15 protein-coding genes are annotated in these 22,992 nt (G+C 45.3%); 11 read left to right on the plus strand and 4 right to left on the minus strand.

Annotated elements, in window-relative coordinates; all coding sequences use genetic code 11:
- Window positions 1-14 precede the first annotated feature (14 nt).
- From folE to AC1DV1_RS24470, 9 genes are all read left to right on the plus strand, one after another.
- Window positions 15-698, plus strand: coding sequence for a GTP cyclohydrolase I FolE (gene folE, locus AC1DV1_RS24430; RefSeq protein WP_477364879.1), 684 nt, complete (start codon window positions 15-17; stop codon window positions 696-698).
- Window positions 695-1,411, plus strand: a complete 717-nt coding sequence (locus AC1DV1_RS24435) for an SDR family NAD(P)-dependent oxidoreductase (RefSeq protein ID WP_477364882.1) — start codon at window positions 695-697, stop codon at window positions 1,409-1,411. The genes folE and AC1DV1_RS24435 overlap by 4 nt, the downstream gene beginning before the upstream one ends.
- Before the next feature lies 1 nt (window position 1,412).
- Window positions 1,413-2,051: a flavin reductase family protein gene (locus AC1DV1_RS24440; RefSeq protein ID WP_477364885.1), complete on the plus strand. Its 639-nt coding sequence runs from the start codon at window positions 1,413-1,415 to the stop codon at window positions 2,049-2,051.
- 82 nt (window positions 2,052-2,133) lie between these two features.
- Window positions 2,134-3,177, plus strand: a complete 1,044-nt coding sequence (locus AC1DV1_RS24445; RefSeq protein ID WP_477364888.1) for an oxygenase MpaB family protein — start codon at window positions 2,134-2,136, stop codon at window positions 3,175-3,177.
- 57 nt (window positions 3,178-3,234) lie between these two features.
- Window positions 3,235-3,918, plus strand: a complete 684-nt coding sequence (locus tag AC1DV1_RS24450) for a MarR family winged helix-turn-helix transcriptional regulator (protein ID WP_477364891.1) — start codon at window positions 3,235-3,237, stop codon at window positions 3,916-3,918.
- A gap of 29 nt (window positions 3,919-3,947) precedes the next feature.
- Complete coding sequence (gene cysQ, locus AC1DV1_RS24455) at window positions 3,948-4,724, plus strand: 3'(2'),5'-bisphosphate nucleotidase CysQ (protein ID WP_477364894.1); 777 nt, start codon at window positions 3,948-3,950, stop codon at window positions 4,722-4,724.
- Window positions 4,725-5,306: 582 nt separating this feature from the next.
- On the plus strand, window positions 5,307-7,034 hold the full coding sequence (locus AC1DV1_RS24460; RefSeq protein WP_477364897.1) for a hypothetical protein: 1,728 nt from the start codon (window positions 5,307-5,309) through the stop codon (window positions 7,032-7,034).
- A 4-nt stretch (window positions 7,035-7,038) separates the two neighbouring features.
- Window positions 7,039-14,412: a hypothetical protein gene (locus AC1DV1_RS24465; protein WP_477364900.1), complete on the plus strand. Its 7,374-nt coding sequence runs from the start codon at window positions 7,039-7,041 to the stop codon at window positions 14,410-14,412.
- A gap of 5 nt (window positions 14,413-14,417) precedes the next feature.
- Window positions 14,418-16,475 (plus strand): fibronectin type III domain-containing protein, encoded by a 2,058-nt coding sequence (locus tag AC1DV1_RS24470; RefSeq protein ID WP_477364903.1) that lies wholly within the window; start codon window positions 14,418-14,420, stop codon window positions 16,473-16,475.
- A gap of 225 nt (window positions 16,476-16,700) precedes the next feature.
- Here AC1DV1_RS24470 and AC1DV1_RS24475 read toward each other — a convergent pair whose 3' ends face one another.
- The 4 genes from AC1DV1_RS24475 to AC1DV1_RS24490 form a co-directional block, all read right to left on the minus strand.
- Window positions 16,701-17,444, minus strand: a complete 744-nt coding sequence (locus tag AC1DV1_RS24475; RefSeq protein ID WP_477364906.1) for a hypothetical protein — start codon at window positions 17,442-17,444, stop codon at window positions 16,701-16,703.
- Window positions 17,445-17,604: 160 nt separating this feature from the next.
- Window positions 17,605-19,047 carry a L,D-transpeptidase scaffold domain-containing protein gene (locus tag AC1DV1_RS24480; protein ID WP_477364910.1) on the minus strand — a complete coding sequence of 481 codons (1,443 nt, stop codon included), beginning with the start codon at window positions 19,045-19,047 and terminating at the stop codon, window positions 17,605-17,607.
- 158 nt (window positions 19,048-19,205) lie between these two features.
- Window positions 19,206-19,619, minus strand: coding sequence for a hypothetical protein (locus AC1DV1_RS24485; RefSeq protein WP_477364913.1), 414 nt, complete (start codon window positions 19,617-19,619; stop codon window positions 19,206-19,208).
- A 97-nt stretch (window positions 19,620-19,716) separates the two neighbouring features.
- Window positions 19,717-20,436, minus strand: a complete 720-nt coding sequence (locus AC1DV1_RS24490; protein ID WP_477364916.1) for an LOG family protein — start codon at window positions 20,434-20,436, stop codon at window positions 19,717-19,719.
- Between the two features lie 272 nt (window positions 20,437-20,708).
- Here AC1DV1_RS24490 and AC1DV1_RS24495 point away from each other — a divergent pair, with 272 nt between their 5' ends.
- Together AC1DV1_RS24495 and AC1DV1_RS24500 are read left to right on the plus strand one after the other, a co-directional pair.
- Complete coding sequence (locus tag AC1DV1_RS24495; protein WP_477364919.1) at window positions 20,709-21,896, plus strand: PAS domain-containing sensor histidine kinase; 1,188 nt, start codon at window positions 20,709-20,711, stop codon at window positions 21,894-21,896.
- Window positions 21,893-22,942, plus strand: coding sequence for a response regulator (locus AC1DV1_RS24500; protein ID WP_477364922.1), 1,050 nt, complete (start codon window positions 21,893-21,895; stop codon window positions 22,940-22,942). Before AC1DV1_RS24495 ends, AC1DV1_RS24500 begins: the two co-directional genes overlap by 4 nt.
- Window positions 22,943-22,992 lie beyond the last annotated feature (50 nt).

The following is a 22,992-nucleotide window of genomic DNA, read 5'->3' on the forward strand; positions in this document are numbered from 1 at the left end:
ACTCAAATATATTAATGATAAACAACGATACTTTAATTAAAAACAATACGAGCAGCGATTTTGCCGATGCTGCCCTGGAACACGCGGGTTCGGCATTTGACACGCCTTTGCGCAGCGATGCTTTTGAGCTTGACGATGAAACTAAAATAGAATTGATTGAAAAGCATTTTGCCGGCATTATGCATGTGTTAGGGATGGATCTGGACGACGATAGCCTGAAAGATACACCTAAGCGGGTTGCCAAAATGTATGTTAAGGAGATATTTAGCGGCTTAAACCCGGCTAACAAGCCTGTGCCCACGCTTTTTAAAAACCCTTTTAATTACAACCAGATGCTGGTTGAAAAAAATATAGCGGTATTTAGCAATTGTGAGCACCATTTTGTGCCTATTGTTGGTAAAGCTCATGTTGCCTATATCAGCAACGGGCAGGTAATTGGTTTGTCAAAACTCAACAGGATTGTTCAATACTGTTCGCAAAGGCCGCAGGTGCAGGAAAGGCTTACGATACAAATTGCAGGCCTGATAAAAGAGGCCCTGGGTACCGAAGATGTGGCGGTGATAGTAGATGCATACCACCATTGCGTTTCCAGCCGGGGTATAAGGGATGTAGGCAGTACAACTATTACGGCCGAGTACAGCGGCAAATTCCTTAACCCCGAAACAAAAAATGAATTTCTTAAATACATAGGCTCATGAATTTCCAGGGCAAAAATATTGTAGTAGCGGGTGGCAGTTCGGGCATCGGCCTGGCCCTGGTTAAACAGCTTAGCCAGGCCGGGGCACAGGTTTATGTTATTTCAAGGAACCTGTCTGGCAGTTTACCTCAAAGTGTTAAGCATCTTGCAGCTGATGTTACCGGCAATCTGGAAACTGCAGCCACTTTTTTTCCCGAAGTATTGCACGGCGTAGTTTATGCTGTTGGCAGCATTAATTTAAAGCCGTTCAGCAGGCTTACCGACGCTGATTTTTTGAATGATTACCAGCTAAATGTGGTAGGTGCGGCCCGCGTTGTACAACAGGCGCTTAAGGGGTTAAAGGCCTCGGGTTCATCATCTGTAGTATTTGTAAGTTCGGTAGCGGCAAAAACAGGCATGCCTTATCACGCCAGTATAGCAGCGGCAAAAAGCGGGCTCGAGGGTATGGCTCTTTCGCTGGCAGCCGAACTGGCCGCTCAAAAAATAAGGGTAAACGTGGTTGCGCCATCGTTAACAGATACCCCTATGGCGCAAAACCTGTTAAGCACTGCCGAAAAAAAGGAAGCATCAGCAAAAAGGCATCCCATGGGTAAATACGGACAGCCCGAAGATATCAGCCAGGCCATCGCTTTTTTACTTTCGGACGATAGCAGCTGGATAACGGGCCAGGTTATAGGTATTGATGGCGGATTGGGTAAATTGAAAACAAACTGATATGACAAGTATTAATAGCAGGCAAATTGCGGCTATGGAAAAGCGCTACCGGGTTAACCTGGTAAATAGTTTAAACGGCTATAAATCGCTTAACCTGTTGGGTACCATTAACCCCGATGGTATAACCAACCTGTGTTTGGTTAGTTCGGTTTTTCACCTCGGGTCAAACCCGCCGTTATTCGGCGTGATCATCCGGCCCGAGCGCGAACATAATGATACCCTCCGTAACATTAGCCTGGTGGGGCAATATACCCTCAACAATGTGTTACCGGCATGGTACAAGCAGGCGCATCAAACCAGTGCAAGCTACCCATCAGGTGTGTCGGAATTTGATGAGTGTGGATTTAAAAAAATGTATAGCCAGGGTTTCCTGGCGCCCTTTGTTGCAAGCTCCACCGTGCGGATGGGGCTCGAACTGCGGGAAATGACAGACCTGGCAATAAATGGCACTACGATGGTGATAGGCGAGGTGGTATTACTAATGGCCGATGATAGCCTGTTAGCCGATGACGGAACGATAAACCATGCTGCCGCGTGCACCATGACGGTATCCGGGCTGGATAGTTATTACCTGCCGCAGCCGGTGGGCCGCCTGGCGTATGCCAAACCGGGTGTTCAGCCGAAAGAAATAGAATTATAACTATAAATGGATGGCTCGATTAATGCAACAATGAAGAGCGGAAGGCTTGCCGCAGAAGCTATTATTCAATCAATGAATTAAAATGAGTGGGCACAATACTTATACCAACGAGTTTTTGAACGGCAAAAGATTGCTGGGCGACCAGCCTGCAGATGCGTTTATTGCCCAGGCTTTTAAGGATGCCGGCTTGAAAAAGGATTTGCAGCTTTGGTTAAGTGGTACCGCGGGCTATAGCCGTTTAACTGAGCAATTTCCGGGTGTGCCATTCATAAATGAAGCCAATTGTTTGCCGGCATGGGCCAGCCCCAGGCTAATGAAAACCGGCGCCGCTTTTTTTGCCAGGCACGCCGAAACTATCATGACTTTACTGGGCCTGCTTTCGCTTCCGTATTGTTACACCGCTGCTAATGGCGCCATGGTGCTCTATCTCTCGGAACGGATGAGAAATGAAACCAGTAAAAGGCTGCACGAAACCGCGGTATTTGTTTGGGAAATAATGGCGCCCGGCGCCTTTGCAGGCGAGGGTAACGGTTTTACCGAAATACTAAAAGTAAGGTTAATGCATGCCGCCGTACGGTACTATACGCTGCAAAGCGGCAAATGGAACGATGATTGGGGACTCCCTATTAACCAGGAAGATATGGCCGGCACTAATCTTTCGTTTTCGCTGATCGTTATCCGGGGCTTGCGGCTTATGGGCTTTACGGTGAGCGAGGCCGACCAGGAAGCCTATATCCACTTGTGGAATGTTATCGGTTACTTATCAGGCCTTCAGGAGAATTTGATCCCCACGACTTCAAAAATGGCGCAGCTGCTTGATCATACCATTAATGCCCGCCAGTTTTGCGTTTCGGAACATGGCCGCCAGCTTACGCAAACCCTTACAACACATATCGTATCGGTAAACGAGGGCAAAGCCACAGCCAATGAGATACTGGGGCTAATGCGTTATTTACTGGGTGCTGATGTTGCCGATATGCTGGGCATTGATGCCCGCGTTTTGCCAGCTTATAAATTAACACTGCTGCGCACCTTAAATTTGTTCAAGGGGTTTAAGCCCGAAAAAGATCCGCAAACGGCTTATATGAGGGCCTATTCGGAGTTCAAAAAGCAGAAAATAGCATAACAAGATAAAACTTATAAATTTGGCAACAAATGGCGGTAACCGTTAGATAGAAAAATCATGAAATCATACAAACTCATTCATCAATTGATAAGCCTTGTAGAAGAGATGGAGAAGGAGAACAAAGGCGATGAAGTTTCCATTCAGGATTTTACCGGTTTTTTACTTAACCATGTAGCCGACCCTGCCGACGATTATGTTAATGGCGATGTCCGTTTCGGTAAAAGCGAAAAAATGGCGCTTGAAGTGGCCTATCAACTGGATAATAATATAGGCAGGTTGTTTGTATTTATGAGCCGTTACGCCAAATTCTACATTAAAAAAGCACTGGATGGCACCCCCCTGCAAACCGCCGAAGAATTTACCGGGCTGGCTATTTTGCTTACGCATGATCACTTAACAAAAAGCGAATTGATTAACTATAACCTGCAGGAAAAAACATCGGGCACAGAAGTGATCAGGAGATTGATAGCTGCAGGCCTGGCCAGGCAATGGGATAACCCCGAAGACAAACGCGGCAAATACGTGGGCATTACCGATAAGGGCAAGCAGTTATTATACGAGGTTTTTGTAGATACAAGCTATGCCGGCAAAATGATAACCGGCAAGCTCAGCATTTCCGAGAAACTTACACTGCAGCACCTGCTGCAAAAGCTGGAAGATTTTCATTACGAACATCATGAAAAGAAAACCATCAGCACAAAGGCCGATATGAAAGCCTTTATTGAAGAAGGCGTTGATTAAAAACCAAACGCAACATTTTTTGAAACTATATGGAAAATAGCATCTCAATCATCTCGCCAGGCGAACTTACCGCCTTATTGTTATTGGCTAAGCAAGCCGGAGCAGGTATTTTAAGCGTTTACAATACACATATCGAGGTAACGCTGAAAGACGACTTGTCGCCCTTGACGCTGGCAGATAAAGTATCCCATGATATCATTACCGAAGGTTTAACCGCGCTTACTCCCGCTATCCCGATAATTTCTGAAGAAGGCAAGGATATTCCCTATGAGACCAGGAAAAATTGGGAATATTACTGGTGCGTTGATCCGCTTGACGGCACCAGGGAGTTTATTAAACGCAACGGCGAGTTTACCGTGAACATTGCGCTTATGCATAACAATACCCCGGTTTTAGGCATCATCTACGTACCAGTAACCGATGATCTTTATTATGGAGGTGAAGGGATTGGCAGCTGGAAGGAAACAACCGAAGGCGGGAAAACGCAAATTTATGCCGACGTGAACGCTTCGGAATGGATATCTGTAGGCAGCCGGTCGCATGCATCAGCAGAGGAAGCAGAGCTGCTGGCGCGATACCCTGTTTCGGCTACTATTTCCATTGGCAGTTCCATTAAGTTTTGCTTGATAGCCGAAGGTAAAGCCCATATTTACTACCGCCATGGCCCCACCATGGAATGGGACACCGCCGCCGGCCAGGCCATTGCCGGTTACAGTGGCGCAGTAATGACAAGGCCCGACGGCCAGCCATTCGAATACAACAAACCATCGTTATTAAACGGAAGTTTTTTGGTTAAGGTAGGATAGGGGAAGCATATATAATTTCGGACAAAAAAAACAATTAGGCTTATGTGAATAGGTAAATAGCCATCGTGCTGATTCCATGACCTGGCTACTGGATATTAGAGCCCTCTAAACGGCGAAGGTCATGCATTTTTTATAGCAGATAGTAATTTTGAAAAGCCACTCCGTTAGGAGTGAAATGTCGGTAGAATAATCAGGCCTCCGTCTTTTTCGTGCCATAGGTACGAAACTATCAACCATGTTTAGCCATTTATCAATGCTTATCCGATCTGAAAAATTCAATAGTGACGTACCTACGGCACGTAATTATTTTTTGACCTATTTCGACCGACATTCAACCCCTATGGGATTTTTCTAAAACATGTGCACAGCCCTCGCCCGAGGGGATGGCATCCCCCCCCAAAATACCCCAAAGATGCTATATAGCATCTTTAAACAACGGCCTACTTTAGTTTCAAGTTAATGCCGTAGCCCTTACACTATTTTGTTGCCGCTAATTTCTAAAAGATAAGTGCTGTTTGATGTGGATAACAGGAGTTGAATTATACGGTTTGAAAACGCTGTTGATTTAACTCCTATTGATAAATGAAGCATTTCTGTAAGTTTTGTAAAGGTACCACCCTTAAAATACTGCTTGCTTTTGCCGTATTAGCCTGTGTAAGGCCCCGCGTGTTTGCGCAGGACTTAAGCAATATCCAGAACGCTAAGCCTGTAACCATAGGAGGTGCGTTCCAGGCCACCGGTATCGGCTATGGGGCCGAGGGTATTGCCGATAGGCGGCAGCCCTTTAACTACCTGCTCAACGGCGATCTTTTCTTTAATTTTTATGGTGTGGTTGTCCCGGTAGGCTTTAGCTATACCAAATCGCAATCAACCTTTGTGCAGCCTTTTAACCAGTTTGGTATCAGCCCAACCTATAAATGGGTTACCCTGCACGCGGGTTACCGCAACGTTGAATTTTCGCCTTATACGCTGGCGGGGCATACCTTATATGGCCTGGGTGCCGAACTTCATCCCGGCAAATTAAGGCTGGGGTTTATGTATGGCCGCTTAAATAAGGCAACCACGGTTGATACCACATCGGGCGCATTGGTGCCGTATTCGTTTTCGCGCAAGGCATACGCCGCAAAGCTGGGTTACGGTACCGAAGCCAACTTTTTTGAACTGAGCTACCTGCAGGCAAAGGACGACAGCACATCGGTAAGCAGGAACGGGGTGCCGGTTACCAGCTATGTAACACCTGCGGCAAATACGGTAGCCGGGTACGAAACCCGTTTTACATTTTTCAAGCATTTGTTTTTTGAAAGCGCGGGGGCCCTAAGCCTGTACACCCGCGATTTAAATTCGCCCATTAAAGTAGATACTTCCAAAAACAGCCTGCTTAAACAGCTTAAAAGCTTTGCCGATATAAACGGCACCAGCCAGTATTTTACCGCCCTGAACGCCGCTATGGGCTACCGCGATAAATATGTAGGCCTGAAGGTAGTTTACAAACGCATCGACCCGGAATACCAAAGCATGGGTGCGTATTATTTTGATACCGATTTGGAATCATGGTCGATAGCGCCAAGTTTTAACTTTTTTAAAAACAAGGTGAGGCTGGCCGGTAACCTGGGTTTTCAGCACGATAACCTGCTGCATCAAAAACGATCAACCAATAAACGCGTTATTGGGGCCGGCAATATGAACATCGAGTTCAGCCGGTCGTTTGCTATTGATGCCAACTACAGCAATTTCTCCAACGATCAAAAGCCCAATACGGTTAAATATCCCGATTCGCTGCGTATTGTGCAAACAACCAGTAATATATCTTTCACGCCCCGTTACACCATCATCACTGCCGATCATGTGCATGTAATCAGCATCACCGCTGCCATGAGTAAACTGAATGATTTAAACAAGATCATCACCAGCCAGCTTACCACCAACCGCAATGTAGATACCAAACAATATTTTATTACCTACGCGCTCACCTTTACCAAAAAAAGCCTCGGCCTGGTATTCAATGTAAACCGGACTGATTTAACCAGCCCCGAAGCAAAATATACCTACCAGGGCGTAACCGTGGGCACCTTTGGTTCCTTTTTTAAAACAAAGCTGCAGGCCAACGTGAATGTATCGGCTATGCAGGGTATTACCAACCAGGGTAAAAGCCTGATCATAAATGGCTCGGGCGGTTTAACCTACCGGGTAAACAGGCTCAACTCGCTTAAATACGCGGCCTTTTACACCGGTAACAACCCGGCGCCGGGCAGTACCCAAAAATCAACCAGCGAATACAGGAATGAACTTAGCTACCTACTTAACTTTTAAGCACATGAAAAAGAAATACAATTTACTTAAAGGATTAATAACTGTAATGCTGGTAGCCGCGCAATGTGCGGCGCATGCACAGGTAACTATAAGCACCCAGGTGTTCCCACCCTTTCGCGCACATTTAACAGATTACTCATCGCACCCCGAGCAAATGCTTATCACCGTCATGAATACCGGTACCAAAACCTTACGCATTCAGCTGCGGGGTAATGTTACCGGTGATAATGGGGTAGAGCTGCGGGTAAGCTCGACCTATAAAAGCAAAACTCCGATAACATTAACTGCCGGCGGCATCAGGGTAATAAACGCCGGCGATTTGCCTTACTTTTTTGATTTTACCAAATTTGTATACACCGGCTATACCCAAAGCGACTTTTTCAGGGTAGGCGGCCTGCCCGAGGGCAATTACCGCTTATGCCTGCAGGCATTTGACTACGATACCAACGCCGTACTAAGCGGCAGCGATCCAACCGGCTGTAGTAACGTGTTCACGGTAACCAACGTAGATCCGCCGGTAATTACCGCCCCTTATGACGGGCAGCAGATCATCGCCCTGGCAGCCAATATATTTACCATCAACTGGACAACCCCCGCCGGGGCGCCGCCATCAACCATGTACAACATTCGTATTGTAGAGGTATTGGGCAACAAAAACATCAACGATGCTGTGATGAGCGCCCAGCCGCCCTATTTGTTTGATAAACAGGTAATGGGTAACACCTATGTGTACAGCCCAGCCGACCCGGCACTTACCGAAGGCCGGCAATATGCCATGATGATAACCGCTATCGACCCCAATAATACCGTAACGTTTAAAAACAAAGGGAACAGCACTATTATAGGCTTTACCTATAAAGCCCCAATGAAACTGTTAAACGCGCCGGTAATTACCTCGGCGCTTGATGTGGCTTCCATCCCATCTCAAATTACGTTTACTACAGATGGTACCCCCGTGCATAAAACGCTCAAACTTCGTATTGTAAGTGTTGATGATGGCCAAACACCTGCCGACGCCCTGGCTTCGGTAAACCCTACATTTGTATTCGAAAAGCAAATAGTGTTTGACCAGATAACGCCCTACCAGGACAAACAATATTATCCAAACCTGGTTATTGACGGTCATCCGGCTATGTTCTATGATATAGCCTTGCCACCATCGTACAGAGTATCGTACATGTATCGTGAGGGCGATGGGTTTCATACCATATACCTTACGGCAATTGGCTTTCCTGCAGCAAAGCAGGGCGCTAAGTTTGCCGCGGTAGTACAGGAGATAGATCCTGACAACCCTGTAGCCATTATCAACAACGGTATGAGCAGTATCATGACATTCAGAAATGGCGATCCGTTAAGCATCGTACCAACTATGAGCTTTCCTGCCGATGCATCTACTCTAACAACAAGCGGCATTCAGCAAAGCTCCGCAGGTTTTTACATGAAAATGGCCGATCCTAAATGGCCTTATGCGGGTATGGTATACAATTTGAAAGTGGCCGAAGTGCCCGACGGGTTTACACCGGAAATAGCTATGAAAAATGCCACAGGCTATGTCTTTTCGGCCCCTATTAATAATTCGACAGGTACCTATCAAATTTTTTTTAAATATAGCCTGTTAACAAGCGGCAAAAAGTACGCGCTACAGGTACAGGTGGCCGATACCCGGAACCAATACATTATGGCCAATAACGGTTATGGCCCGGCAACCAGTTTTACATATCAAAACGTTCAGCCGGTAGCTATTACTACCTCTGCCGATTTGACGAATGTGACCATGTTTAAAGACTTTCATGATAATCCGCAAAAATTTAAGGTAACCATCACCAATAACCAAAACACAACGCTTTATTATGCCACAACACTGCGTATTTACAAGGATGGAAACCAAATAAGCCAGGGCACAGCCGCTAATACAGCCGTATTACCCGCCGGTCAGTCATACACTTATACCGGATCTGATTTTTTTGGCTCTCAATCAGACCTGGTTTCGGGTGCCTACCAGGCCGTTGTTGAATTATATCCGCAGAAAGACGCTGGTCAAAAGTACGGCACTGGCGTATCGGCAACAAATACCACTACACTTGCTTTTCCTACCAGCTACAACATACCCTACACGGCTGTTCCGTTGCTTAGCAGCCCAACCGGTGATATTACTTTAACGCCGGGCGATGGTATGGCCATTGCATGGGCTACCCCCGATGGTATATCGGCAGCTACAAAATACCGTTTAAAATTACGGCAGGATAAGATATTGCTTGATACTACCATAGCAGGCAATACTTATCAGTACGCGCAAAGCAAGGGGCTGTTAAAATCGGGCGTTAATACAACTATAAACGTGCAGGCCATTGACCCTAACAATACTTTTGCCTTTACACATGATGGGTTGGATGTAAATTTGAAATGGGCACAGCTTGCGGGTGCGCCAGATGGTTTAGCTTACCATGTACAGCTTTTGCAGGGAAAAAATGTGATAAGGGATACCGTTACCCGGTTTAAAAACTTTTTAATCCGGCAAAACGCAGGCACACTCGTTAAGGGGACACAGTATACAGTAAAATTATGGGGCGTTGATGCAGCCGACACGGCGGCTATAGACTGGGCGGGAATGGCTACCAAAACATTTGTTTATACCCAGGCTGCTTATCCGGCCGGATATACTAATGTTAATGGCACAGTCAGGCTAAATTCAGGTGCCCCTTTGGCCAATACAAGTATCGCCATAAACGCAACTATTTACACTTTTACATACGCGTCAGATCGCGATCGGTTCAACGGCTTTAGCGAGGACATGCTGAACCGGACGGAGGCCGACAGGGAATATTATATGGGTTTCCGGCTGTCTACCATGGCAGTAGGCACCGCGGTAACTGATGGGCAGGGCCATTTTTCAATTAAATCGCCAGATTTGGCTACGCTGAACGGTAAATTCGCGCGGGTTTATATGAAACCGGTCTCCAACAGCGATGTTATCAGCCTGCGCGATACCACTGTAGAACTTGTGGCGGGAGCTAACAATAGTATGGGCGTTTTAAGGGCCTATAAATTTGGCGAGCAGTACAACAGCACCTTAACAGGCACCGTTAAATTTGCTTTCAGGCAAACAGAAGTTTCGGCTACCGGCGGCGACTATAATTTGCCGGGTACGGTTACTTATCCGCTGGCAAATACCAGGTTTAAGCTGCGCATGTTTACCAAAAAGTTTACCCAGCCCGCGGTTTGGTACTGGTACGTATACCACAGCTCGGAAGATGATGTTACACGGTCTAACCAGCAGGGGCTAAGCACAACCGATGAAGAAATTGGCGAAGTAACCACCGATGACAAAGGGAATTTTACAACAACCATATATAACAAAGCCAATTTTGATAAGGTAAATTACATTACGCTTGATGACTGGCCCGGCGTGTTTTACTATAAAGTTTACCTGGTAAGCACCGATGGGCGTTTTATATTACCTGTAGCCCAAACAACCTTGCAGGCAGCCGATAATGTAAGTTTAGGTACGCTTACCGCCCTGGCCAATACCTACAGGTTTACGCCGACCATAGCGGATGGCAAAGGTACCTCCAACGCCGATGGGCAAATTGCCTTGTACCGGAAATCGGACTTTTACACCACCAACACCAATTTACAGGCTGAAGGTAACCTAAGTGTAAAGGCAACGGCAGATACTGTTATAAATGGCGATAAATACCGCAAAATAGGTATTACCGCGCCCGGCAAATCACTCAACGGTTTGTTTTACAACACCAATACAGGCGATGAGTATAAGGTTATTGTAAGCGGCGCAAGGTATATTACCAATACAGCCACCATGAGCTACGCCGGTAAAGGTACCACCGCACCAACACAGCCCGATAATTATGCTGCCACGTATACCATGAGCTACACGCAGCCAACATTTGCGGGCCATGTTACTAAATTCATCAACAATGTTAAGTACCCGGCTGCCAATGCTGTAGTGCGCGTGGCGTTACCGGGGGGCGCGCTGGGCAGTAATACCGATATTTTGGTAAGTACTGATGAGTCGGGGTATTTTAAAGCCACCTTGCCGGCCGATTCTATTGGGTTTTATTCGGCAAACTCGCCGGCGCATCCGTATTCTATCCGCCTGACCGATGACACCGATCCGCTGGGCAGTTTCCGCGATACCTTGGTTATCAGCCAGCCCGGCCAGCAGCGGATAAAAGATGCCAGCATATTTATACCAACGTTTACGGTATCGGGCAAAGTGATTGATCAAAAAAATCAGCCTTTGGCGGGTGTAATGGTACTTTCAAAAACGCTGGGGCGATCGGTAGTTACCAAATTTGACGGCACATTTACCCTGGGTTCGCAAAATGGGGCCGATACGCTGATATTGAGTAAAACATCATGCAGCACCAACAGGTTAGGCATCAACATCAATGGTGCCAACCTTGCCCTGCCCAATATTACCCTAAGCAGGCTCAGTTACCCGGTAAACATCACCGTAACCGATAATAACAACGCGGCTATTGCGGGTGCTGTCATCAGCATATCAAATGCCACCGGCGGCAACTATACCACCAACGCGCAGGGCGTTGTAGCGGTAAGCACATATGATAGTAACCCCGAAATAGAAATAGCCGGCCCGGCCGGAAGTAATTATGTTAATGCCCAGGCGGGCCCGCAATTAGATGCCAACGCGGTTACCAGCTTAAAAATTAAACTGGATCATGGGGTTGTTATCAGCGGTAAAGTAACTGCCGATGCCAATACCGTGGCGGGTGCACAGGTGGCCGTAGATGGACTGGAATACATAAAAGCTGCAACCGACAATGCTGGCAAATACAGCATTAACATCCCCAAAGGGAATAACCTGCTAAAGGCTTCAAAACCAGGCTTTGTAACCGATAACAAACCCGGGAATTATGCTGCAGATCAGTCGCTTGACTTTAGTCTAACAACCGCACCCGCCAGCTTAAAAACCTTGTTAGGTTATCCAATACAAATTGATGCCATTGCCGATAATGGCGGCAACAAGATCATTAGCGGCTCATTTGTAAATGTGCCGGGCAACAGCACTTTTTCCGTTAAAGCAGGTACCGGAATCAAATTCCATAATATCGAGGTAGGGGTGGTTAACGGCATATACGCCCCCATAAAAGGCGATGTACAAACCGACGAAACATCGGTACCTGTAAAGGCTTTTGGCTACCTGCCCCTTAACCTGACCAACGGCGGTAGCCAGGTAGTTATAAGCAATGTAAATAATGGCCAGTCGGGCGTAATCAAAGGCGATTTGAAGGTAGACTATGCCACCTTTATCCCTGCCGATGCCGGTACAATCATCAACAGCGATGCGCAGCATTTTGTATTGGCCAGCCAGGGCGCTACCGGGCAGGTACCAGTTTTCAGCACAGCTGCCGATGCTGCTAATAGCACTACACTTTACCTTAAAGCTGCTACCACAGCCCAGCAACTTACATTGGCCGGGTTTAAAGTTGCGGTTGATATGCCCAACAGCACCATTACAGCCAACGGGATCCATTACATTGGCACGATGAGTTTAGCAACTGTAAAGGGTATGGGCAACAGTTCCCTGGCTTTAGATGATATACAGGTTGATACAACCGGGCACGTAAGCAATGTAGTTGCGGCTTATAACGCCGGCTTTGATATTTTTAACTGGAAGGCCAACGTAAGCAGTGTTGCCTATAATGATAACGGTTTTACTTTTGGCGGCAACCTGAAAGTGTTCCTGCCATCATCGCAGGCGTTTACACAATCCATCGCCTTTACAGACATGGTGATAACTCCCGACCAGATTTTTGGCGGTAACCTGCAAATGCCCGATGATGGTATTGATGTGGTAGGTGCCGCCAGCTTTAAGCCGGGCAGTACGCCATTCAGCTTTGGTTTAACATCCGATGGCAGCGCGTATTATTTAACCGGCTCGGGATCGTTAAGCGTTGCAAAATTGTTTGATGATTTCAAGATCAACGAGTTCACCATTCAAACCGATGGTAAGTTTTATGCCGATATCCCGCTTGATTATAAAAAGGATTTTGTGGGCCTTGGCAAAATGCATGTTACCGGAATTAAGGTAAATACCATTAATACCCTAAGGGTTGATATTTTGGGCGAATTTGAGTTAAGCGCCATCCCTAATTTTAAGGCAACGGTTGGCAATGTACACTTTGGGCAGGGCAAAACCGTAAGTGTTGATGAGTTAGGCATTGAAATGGATTTGGCCAGCATTGGCAAAACAGAACTTAAAGTAAAATACGTTGATAATGCCGATACCACAGGTTTTGAAGGATCGGGCAAGTTTGGCATTACCACACTTGGCTCATCTGATGTTGGGTTTAAGTATTACAAAACAGCACAGGGCCTTACCGTTGGCGGTAATTTTATGGCGGCTACCAGGATCCCGCTGGGGGTAACAGGCTATTTTATTACCAGCGTAGGCGGCGGCTTTACCTTAGGCCCCCACAGCGATTGGACGGTAACCATTTCAGGCATTATCCAGGCCGGGCTTAACGCATCGTTATCAAAAACAACGGTTAACCTAACGGTAGCGCCGGGACCGGTAATAACGGGTACATCAGAAACTATCATCAAGCAAATGGCAACCATAGATGGTAATATAGTGCTTGATATCCCGAATAAAAAACTAAACATTGATGTTACCGGTAAAATGGACCTGGTGCCCGGTCTGGCATCTACAGCCGAGGGCTGGATAGTAATAAGTGTTGACCCTAATGATGCTTATTTTTTCCTGGGCGCGCAGGTTGATATGAATACCATGGGCGGCATACTATCCAACAAGGGCGAGTTTTATGCAGGTGTTAACGTTGATATTACCAAACACAAAAGCGATTTAAAGCAGTATTTTGATAAAATGAACCAGAACGACCCCGTTTTCGCCAATAATATCTTCAATGGCTTTAGCGGCAGGGTAAGCAGCACCACTTCCAAAGATTTTAGCTACAATTTTTATATAGCCAGTATAAGCGCTCATCTTAACTACAGTAATTATGGGTCGGTTTATGGCAATATAGGCGCAAGTCAGTACGGTTTTAACCTGGGTACCAAATGGGATATCGGCGGAAGCGCCAGCGTTGGGTACGATGTTTTTAGCGCCACGCTTAGTGTTGGGGTTGATTTTGGAGCCAACCTTACCGGCACCTACAATTCGGCAACCAACCATTTATCGCTGGCTGCCAAAGGCAACGCGGGCTTTCATGCCAATTACAACAGCAGCGGCTGTTATAATGGGATAGGAGTAGATTGGGATTGTTGTTGTTGGGGAATTGTATGCTGGCCAAGTGGTTTAACGGTGGGCATTTGCGCCAATGCCAGTATGGAAGTTGATGTTGATTCAAGTTCAGGGGTATCTGTTAAAATATAATCAGTATGAAGCGTCAAATCATGAAAATAAATAGGATCCTGGTTGTCATTTTGTTAATGACCGGAAAACAGGTTTTTGCGCAGTATGCAAACAGCACTATACCGGTTTACAATTACCGGGGCAACCCAATGATATTGTTTTCGCAAGATAACAAAACCACTGTGCAGCTAAGCCGTGCCATTGGCGATACAATAAAAGGCTTTACGCCATTGCAGGTGCCGCAAATGGCGGCAACCATGCAGCAGTTCAGGCTTATTGCCGGCAGCATACTTACCGATACCTTAAAAAGACGGTTAAAGCTGGCTACCGATGCAGCCTTGTGGAATCATCTTAAAGCCAACCACGATTTTAAAAGCTACGGCTACCTGGCATTAAACGGGGGCTTTTTAAAGGCCATGGGCGTAGCGCTGAACGATAGCATTGGCACGCAGCCAACGGGTACAACGGTATACTATAAATTAAAGGTATCCGGCACGGTTAAAACTACATTTACCGGAACCTACATTGTGGGCGAACCGGCGAGGTTTGAAAAACCAAAACTTAAGCTACGTAAACTCCAGGATGGTGTTATCCGCTTAAAATGGGCTTATAAGCCTATATTCCGGGAGCATGTGCCGCTTTTTGCAGGGGTGTATTATTACACTGTCGATGGTGGTTTCCAGGCCCTGTCTTCAAAAATAACATCTACCATAACAGCCGACTCGGTCTTTTTTTCCTATGTAACCAAAGCGCGGCCACTAAGGTTAAACAAATTTTTTATCCGCCCTGCCGATTTATTTGGCAATGAAAGTGTAGTGCCGTCAGATACCGCCACCCTTACGGTAGCCTATACCGGGCATATGCCTGTTGTTGAAGGCATAACCGCTCACAGCAGCGTTAAAGGCATTACACTGGAGTGGAAGCACATGGAAGAAAATATAGGAGCCATCGGTATCGAGGTGCAGCGCTCGTTAAGCATGGCAACAGGGTATAAAGTAATTGATACCGTTGCCGCGACAGCAACTTTGTATACCGATGATAAGGTTAAAACAGCGGTCCCATACTACTATCGTTTACGATCGGTACGTGACAAGGATACCAAAAACGACCAGGTATCATCATATACCACCGCCGTTTATATGGATAAGGGCAAACCCGATGCCCCTTACGCGCCAAAAGCGATAACCACGGCCAAAGGGATACGCGTGGCCTGGAAAAAGGTGGCCAATGCCGATGGTTATTACGTATATCGCTCGTTAACAAGTGATGATAGCAAGCCCGAAACTATCTCGCACCTGCTGGCGGATACTGCCACATCGTTTTTGGATAACGCGGCCAACCGCAGCAGCCGTACCGATTACTATTACACCGTAAAAGCCATCAGTAAAAGCGGCATCGAAAGTGATTTTTCGGCACCGGCAACAAGCCGGTTTGTAAACGGCAAAGATTTTATTGCCGCCCCGGCGGGTTTGCGGCTTAGCGTAAAAGGTAAAATTATACACGTGGAGTGGCAGGAAAATAAAAATCCGGATGCCTACGTGGTGGGATATGCAATATATAAAAGAAAGACATCTGCCAATAACCCGCCATTAACTGATGCCGCCAGCCAGCCGGCCACCACTACTGCGAAGCAACTGTACTTTACCAGGGTTGATCAAAGTAAAATCGGCCTAAAGGCAACTTATTACGATGACAAACAGGCAAATGATGGCGCTTACGAATATGCTGTAGCCACGGTAGATGCCTTCGGCAAGCAAAGCCCTTTATCGGCCATAGCCTCAACTGCTTTTTTCGCTAAAAACGCCATAGTAAGGCCGCCATCAAAAATGTTTGCCCGGTATATTGTGGATGCCGTAGAGTTAAAATGGGAACCATCTGACGAAAGTACCGCCGTTACCTATGCCATATACCGCCGGGCTGTCGAGGATAAGGACATGGTAAAGCTGGCGCTGTCAACCGCGGGAGATAATACTTACTTAGATAAAACCGCCCTGAAACAAAAACTTTATGTTTACCAGTTGAAAGCTGTAAAGGATAATTTGGAAAGTAAAGAGGGAATTGAGAAGACGGTAAGGACATATTGAGTTTAACAATGTTTTTCGGTTCCTGCTTCGATGGAGAGTTTTCTGTCCTCTCGAGGAATCTCCAATACTATTAAGTTGGCGGAAACCTCAGAAAGTGTTAAGCTTGATGAAAAATGAAAGCTTTTTCCACTCTGGGGGCGGTCTATTATGTAGCGTGCCTCTGGCATGTAAAAATTGATATGTATTTTAACGGCGTTGGAGAGTTTCAGAGGGAACCGCGTTTTATCATCTCATCCATCCTTCAATTTTGTAATTCTTACTTATTAGTTTTCTTTCTTTTCCTCCGTTGTCGGGTTTAAACCAAACCTCAAATCTTGCGGCGTAGGGTTTTCCCCAATCGCCTTCATATATTGTAAAATCTGAGATTGTACCGTATTTTCTTATCGCGTTGGAGGGATTGTAAATAGCAACCCAGCTTCTTCTTTCAAGTTCATCGGCCGATAATTGGTCATTTTGGGTTATCTCAAACGCTTTGATATATATTCTTCCGGCATCTATCTTCCCCGTCCAGAAATCATATTCATAAAGCCCGGGTTGGAATGAATTATACAATTGAAAGTCGGTTACTGTTACCTTCCTGTTTGTCACGCTATCTGGCCGTTTTTCGTCAGAGGCTAAGTCAGCAGGGATACTAATCGGGATATTAGTTGGTATCGTCAAATGGTCGGCGTATGTGTCTGGTCGTTCCTGGTCTATAAAAAACATTGCTATCGCATACGCCACTAAGGCCAAAATTGTACCGCCAAACAACACAAGACTAAAAATTCCGGCCAGCCACTTTCTTTTTATAAACTGGTAGATGGTCGAAATCAAAATAACAAGGAGTGCAAGCCCCAAAAGAATAAGGGCAAAAATCCCAAAAGCGACATTTTTCCAAATTTCTGAAAAACCAAATATCAAACAAGCAACAACTAAGAAAATCGTTGGCCTCCACCATTTGTCAAAAAAAAATCTAAAAAAATCAATCATAAGTTTAGGGTTACGTGACTATCAGGTTGCCCGTTCGGCAAGCGCTGAAGAGACGCAATTAAGGTAAGATTATTTTAATACACTTCCCCAGATATAAAACGGAATTTTGTATCATTAGATATGGAGGAGCACGACGTTTTATACAATGGTTTTGCACTGCTTATAAAAGGGTGTCGGTGCCGTACAATGCCATCTGCAGGCTGTTATCTAAGTTGTAGATGTCGGTAAGGGTTATCAGTTCGCCATCTTTTATTTCGCAGGTTAAATAGGTGATTTTGATGGGCATGGGCTTTTTAAGGAAGATGTTTTGCTTAAAGTAGGTATTCAGTCCTCTATCCAATGCTTTGATCTTGTCGGCCGAGTCGTCATTTTTTAACAAAAGGGTCGCAAACCTGCGTGCTTGTTCAATGCGGATACAGCCGTTGCTTAAAGCCCGGTTCTTTTTTGCAAATAACGATTGCTGCGGAGTATCATGCAGGTATATTTTATAAACGTTATCAAAACGGAACACCACCAATCCCAGCGCGTTGTCGCAGCCTATGGTTTGCCGGGCATAGTATTGGGCCGGGCTGCTTTTTATTTTGGCTAAATTAACCGGGGTTGGTTCAATAAATTCGCCGGCCTTATTGTATAATCCGTAGTGGTTGTTATCCAGGTATGCGGTGTCGCTCATCGCGTTTGGCAGCACGGTTCCGGCGAACATTGCTGCGGGTACTTTCCATTCGGGCGCTGTTGTTAAATAAGTTATGGCACTTTGCAGGGTTGGCGTAGGCGTTTCCGGCCTGCCCACAATCACTTTAAAATTACAGGTTGAATCTTTAATATGCAGTTTTAAGCTGTACGATGGAATATTGATGTGGATGTAATATTTATCATCGGTGTTAACCCATCTCAGGCGTTCCATATTAATGGCAATCTTGCGTTCCTGGGCTTGCGGAAGCTCGTAACAATTATTTTGGCGCAGGCCTTCAAGTAGATACAGTTTTCGCCTTAGGTCTGCATATTCCGGCATGGTTGGCTGGGCTGCGGCTACGGCCGTTATTAAGTTTTTTTGCAATAGGGCCAGCGCCAGGATTTTATCAGCCATAAAACCGGCATCAACCAAAGCGTCAATTTTGTTTGCCGGGTATTCCGGGTTTAGTTTTCCGTAGTGCAAGTTATTTATCAGGTTGATGATGGCATCGGTTAACATAATATCAAATAGGGCCCGTTGTTCAAGCCGTACCTTTTTTAGGGTATCCAAAATATGATGTAATTGATTATTAGTTAATTCTTTAGGATGGTAGTCGGCATGTGAAAGCCCGAATTGTAAAACGCAGTCAATCAGCTGAATAGCCTGCCACGCCGGCCCTTCATAATTTTGTGGTTTTAGCCATATAGGCATAAAGCCCTCCTGCGCATACATCCGGCTTACCGATTTGGGATAGTATAGTTGCAGCCTCACATCCTTATCGGCCAACTGCTTTTTAATTTCTTTACCCAATAGGCTATCGGCCGGGTTACTGCTGTTATTGGTAGCAAACGCGACTTTAGCACTGGTACCTGATAGCATGAATATGGTTAAGCCTGCCAATAAAATGCCTTTGTTAAATTTCGATTTCATGCCAATTAAGTTATGCTGTAAAAATCGCTAATTGAAGACCCGGAAATAATGACTTCGGGCATCTTTTGACCTGATTTTAAGCACGATAATGCCMATGAAAAATAAAAAAGCGCCCGTATAAACAGGCGCTTGCAATTGTTAAATAATAAGGGGTCAAATTAAGTTGTAATATTGTTATTTACCTGTGCGGTGTCCAGCACCAAATTAAACAGGTCCTGTTTAACCTGTCTGAATTCGCGGGTTAGGTTGATCATAGAATTGGCCAGTTTTACCTGGGTGGAGGCAAGCGCATCGGTATCTTCCGGAATAATGTCTTCCGACATCAATTCCAATAGCCTTACCTGCCTTGTCAGCAATTCTTCAACTTCTGTGTCCTGCAGGTGCTTTAATGCCTTGCCGGTGGCAATAAGCTGGTGGATGTGGTTCATATCCTGCAAACCGGCTATATGCTTATCCAGTAACCTTTGCAGAAACGATGTTTCTACCTTGAAAAATTCAAGATCGGATAACCACCGTCGGGCTATTACGTAGTACTGTAATGAACGTGCAGATATTGATGTATTAGCTTGCATATCAACTTTAGTAATTATTAAGATGGTGTTATTCACCTGCTGGTAAAATTAGCAGGCCTCGAATACCTAAAAAATGACCATCGTCACCTTATGCAAATTAAGCGCGTTCAAACAGCCATTTAATTGGTTTGGGTTTTGCTTTCGTTTTCAGGCCATATTGTTTGATGCTTTTTTCTTTAATAAGGTTAACGGCTTCTTCAATATCATCGGTAACCAGGTAAAGGTCGGCATCAAATTCGCCTATGGTTGCGTTCCTTTTCATCACCTGTATATGCTCAAGCAGCTCTTTATGGTATTCGGTCCCGAAGATGATAACCGGGAAATTGTTTATTTTATGGGTTTGTATCAGCGTGAGTGCTTCAAAATATTCGTCTAAAGTACCATAGCCGCCAGGCATCACTATAAATGCAAAAGAGTATTTAACCAGCAGTACCTTACGCAAAAAAAAGTGCTTCATGTATACCCACTTATCCAGGTAGGGGTTGGGTTTTTGTTCAACCGGCAACTGAATGTTACAGCCTACCGATCGTCCGCCAACATCTTTGGCGCCGCGGTTGGCCGCTTCCATTAGGCCTGGTCCCCCGCCCGTTAGTATGGTAAACCCAAGTTTGGCAAATTCGGCCGCTGCTTTCCTGGTAAGCTGGTAGTAGGGGTGGTCTTCCTTGTACCTGGCCGAGCCGAAAACGGTTATACATGGGCCTATAAAATGCAGGGCCCTAAAGCCGTGGATGAGGTCGGCCATGGTTTTGAAGGTAAATTTGAGTTCGCTTAGCCTTGAATGCGGGCCTTCAAGAAATTTGATCTCGGCATTATTCATAATCGCGGTTTATTGGAGGTTATTTATACTAAAATTAAATACCGTGTAAAGGTTGATGTTAATCGCGGTTTAAAACATGACTATGCTCATTAAACTAAGTGGTGGTTGTCAGGTTATAAAGGGCAGAGTTAACCGGCCCGGGCAATAGCAACCAACTGGTCGTGGATAAAAAAATGATCATCGTCACATTTAAACATGAAAACTATTATATTTTAATTGGCTGTTTATGCCAATATTTGTGACGTTCGTCAGTTTATTGATAACACCTGTTTATGGAAAATGCGGCCTTACTAAAAGCTATTATTGAAAACGCCATTGATGGCATCATTACCATCAACGGGCGGGGAATTGTGGAAACGATTAACCCTTCGGGATGTAAGCTGTTTTTGTGTAAGCCGGAAGATGTTGTTGGTAAAAATATATCGGTATTAATGCCGCAGCCTTATAAGGCACAGCATGACGAGTATATACACCGTTATCAGCAAACGAACGACCCTCACATCATTGGCATAGGCCGGGAGGTTACCGGTTTACGCACGGATGGTACAACCTTCCCCTTCAGGCTTGCCGTAAGCGAAGTGGATTTTGCCGGCAGAAAAATATACGCAGGTTTTATACATGACCTTTCACGGGAAAAAGAAGCCGAGGAACAGTTAAAAGATTATGCCGCCCACCTGGAAGATTTGGTTGAACAGCGCACTCAAACCCTTAAAAATACGGTACACGCGTTGCAACAGGCAAAAGAAGAGGTGAGTGTATCGCTTGAAAAAGAGAAAGAGCTGGGGCATTTAAAAAGCCGTTTTGTATCAATGGCTTCGCACGAATTCAGGACACCCTTAAGCGCGGTGCAGTTATCAGCATCATTAATTGAAAAATACGCGCAGCCTTATGATAATGCCAACATCCGCAAGCATGTTGCTAAAATTAAAAATGCGGTTGGTAATTTAACAACCATCCTTAATGATTTTCTGTCGCTGGAAAAACTGGAGGCGGGTAAGGTTGAGCCAGCTTGCGCCCCGTTTGACCTGGTGAAATTTTCGGAAGAAATAACCGAAGAGTTGCAAATGGTTGCCAAACAAAATCAAAACATTATTTATCAGCACACCGGCACCCGCAGTATAGTTAGCCTCGATCAAAACCTGCTCAGGAATTGTATTATTAACCTGATATCGAATGCTATCAAATATTCGGGCGAGAATACTTTTATCGAGTTTAACACCGAAATTGCCGATAGCAACTGCGTAATAACCATTAAAGATAATGGCATTGGTATACCCGATACCGATCAGAAACATTTGTTTGAAGCATTTTTCCGGGCGCATAATACAGGTAACATTCCGGGTACCGGGTTGGGCCTGAATATTGTGGCGCGCTATACCAGTTTGATGGATGGCCGTATTGAATTTAAAAGCGATATAAACCAGGGAACTTTGTTCACCATAACTTTTCCAATATCATGAGTAAGAAAGTTTTGATTATTGAAGATAATAATGACATCCGCGAAAATGTAGTTGAAATTCTTGAGTTGGCCAACTACCAGGTATTTGATGCTAATAATGGCAAAAAAGGGGTAGAGCTTGCTATAAAAGAATTGCCTGATATTATTTTGTGCGATATTATGATGCCCGAACTGGATGGCTACGGCGTTTTATACATGCTGAACAAAAATACTGATACGGCTGCAATTCCGTTTATATTTTTAACAGCCAAAGCCGAGCGGGTAGATTTGCGCAAAGGGATGGAATTGGGTGCCGATGATTACCTTACCAAGCCTTTTGATGATATGGAGCTTTTAAACGCTATTGAAAGCCGGCTGAAGAAAAAAGAACTGCACCAAAATTTCTATAGTAAATCGCTTGACAGGTTGAACAGCCTGATAGCAAAAAATGACGGCCTGGCCGAATTAAGAAAGATAATTGCCGAGCGTAAAGGCCGCCATGTTAAAAAGAACCAGGTAATTTATTATGAGAGTGATAAAGGCAACGGCCTTTACCTGGTAATAACCGGCCGCATAAAAACAATAAAGCTTGCCGAGGACGGGCGTGAGCTGATGACAGGCATTTACGTGGGTGAAGACTACCTGGGTATTAACGCTATTTTATCTAACGAGCCTTATTCAGATACAGCAACCGCGCTTGAAGATAGTACGCTTTGCCTTATCCCCAAAGATCAGATAGATCACCTGTTGAACCATTATCCTGATGTAGCCCGCGAATTTATAAAATTACTGGCCAATGATATCCGCGATAAGGAAGATCAGCTCATGCAGCTGGCTTATCACTCGGTACGTAAACGAATGGCCGAAGCTTTAACCCGCCTGCACCGGCAGGATGCAAATAATGAGGGCATAAAAATAACCCGTGAAGACCTGGCGGCTATGGCTGGTATGGCTACCGAAACCGTAAGCCGTACACTATCTGATTTTAAAGATGAAGGATTGATAGAAAAAAAAGGCAGCCTGATCACTATTCTTAAGCCAGAAAAGTTATCTAAAATGAAAAACTGATAACGATCATTTTTTGGGCTGATTACGCTCATACTATTGGGGGCCGCGCA

The sequence above is a fragment of the Mucilaginibacter sp. P4_D1 genome, from assembly GCF_056401935.1.

Coding starts and splice junctions, on each gene's coding strand:
- AC1DV1_RS24480 (WP_477364910.1), bottom strand. CDS start 19,047: ATGAAATCGAAATTTAACAAAGGCATTTTATTGGCAGGCTTAACCATA.
- AC1DV1_RS24460 (WP_477364897.1), top strand. CDS start 5,307: ATGAAGCATTTCTGTAAGTTTTGTAAAGGTACCACCCTTAAAATACTG.
- AC1DV1_RS24445 (WP_477364888.1), top strand. CDS start 2,134: ATGAGTGGGCACAATACTTATACCAACGAGTTTTTGAACGGCAAAAGA.
- AC1DV1_RS24490 (WP_477364916.1), bottom strand. CDS start 20,436: ATGAATAATGCCGAGATCAAATTTCTTGAAGGCCCGCATTCAAGGCTA.
- AC1DV1_RS24435 (WP_477364882.1), top strand. CDS start 695: ATGAATTTCCAGGGCAAAAATATTGTAGTAGCGGGTGGCAGTTCGGGC.
- AC1DV1_RS24500 (WP_477364922.1), top strand. CDS start 21,893: ATGAGTAAGAAAGTTTTGATTATTGAAGATAATAATGACATCCGCGAA.
- AC1DV1_RS24475 (WP_477364906.1), bottom strand. CDS start 17,444: ATGATTGATTTTTTTAGATTTTTTTTTGACAAATGGTGGAGGCCAACG.
- cysQ (WP_477364894.1), top strand. CDS start 3,948: ATGGAAAATAGCATCTCAATCATCTCGCCAGGCGAACTTACCGCCTTA.
- AC1DV1_RS24440 (WP_477364885.1), top strand. CDS start 1,413: ATGACAAGTATTAATAGCAGGCAAATTGCGGCTATGGAAAAGCGCTAC.
- AC1DV1_RS24465 (WP_477364900.1), top strand. CDS start 7,039: ATGAAAAAGAAATACAATTTACTTAAAGGATTAATAACTGTAATGCTG.
- AC1DV1_RS24470 (WP_477364903.1), top strand. CDS start 14,418: ATGAAGCGTCAAATCATGAAAATAAATAGGATCCTGGTTGTCATTTTG.
- AC1DV1_RS24485 (WP_477364913.1), bottom strand. CDS start 19,619: ATGCAAGCTAATACATCAATATCTGCACGTTCATTACAGTACTACGTA.
- AC1DV1_RS24450 (WP_477364891.1), top strand. CDS start 3,235: ATGAAATCATACAAACTCATTCATCAATTGATAAGCCTTGTAGAAGAG.
- AC1DV1_RS24495 (WP_477364919.1), top strand. CDS start 20,709: ATGGAAAATGCGGCCTTACTAAAAGCTATTATTGAAAACGCCATTGAT.
- folE (WP_477364879.1), top strand. CDS start 15: ATGATAAACAACGATACTTTAATTAAAAACAATACGAGCAGCGATTTT.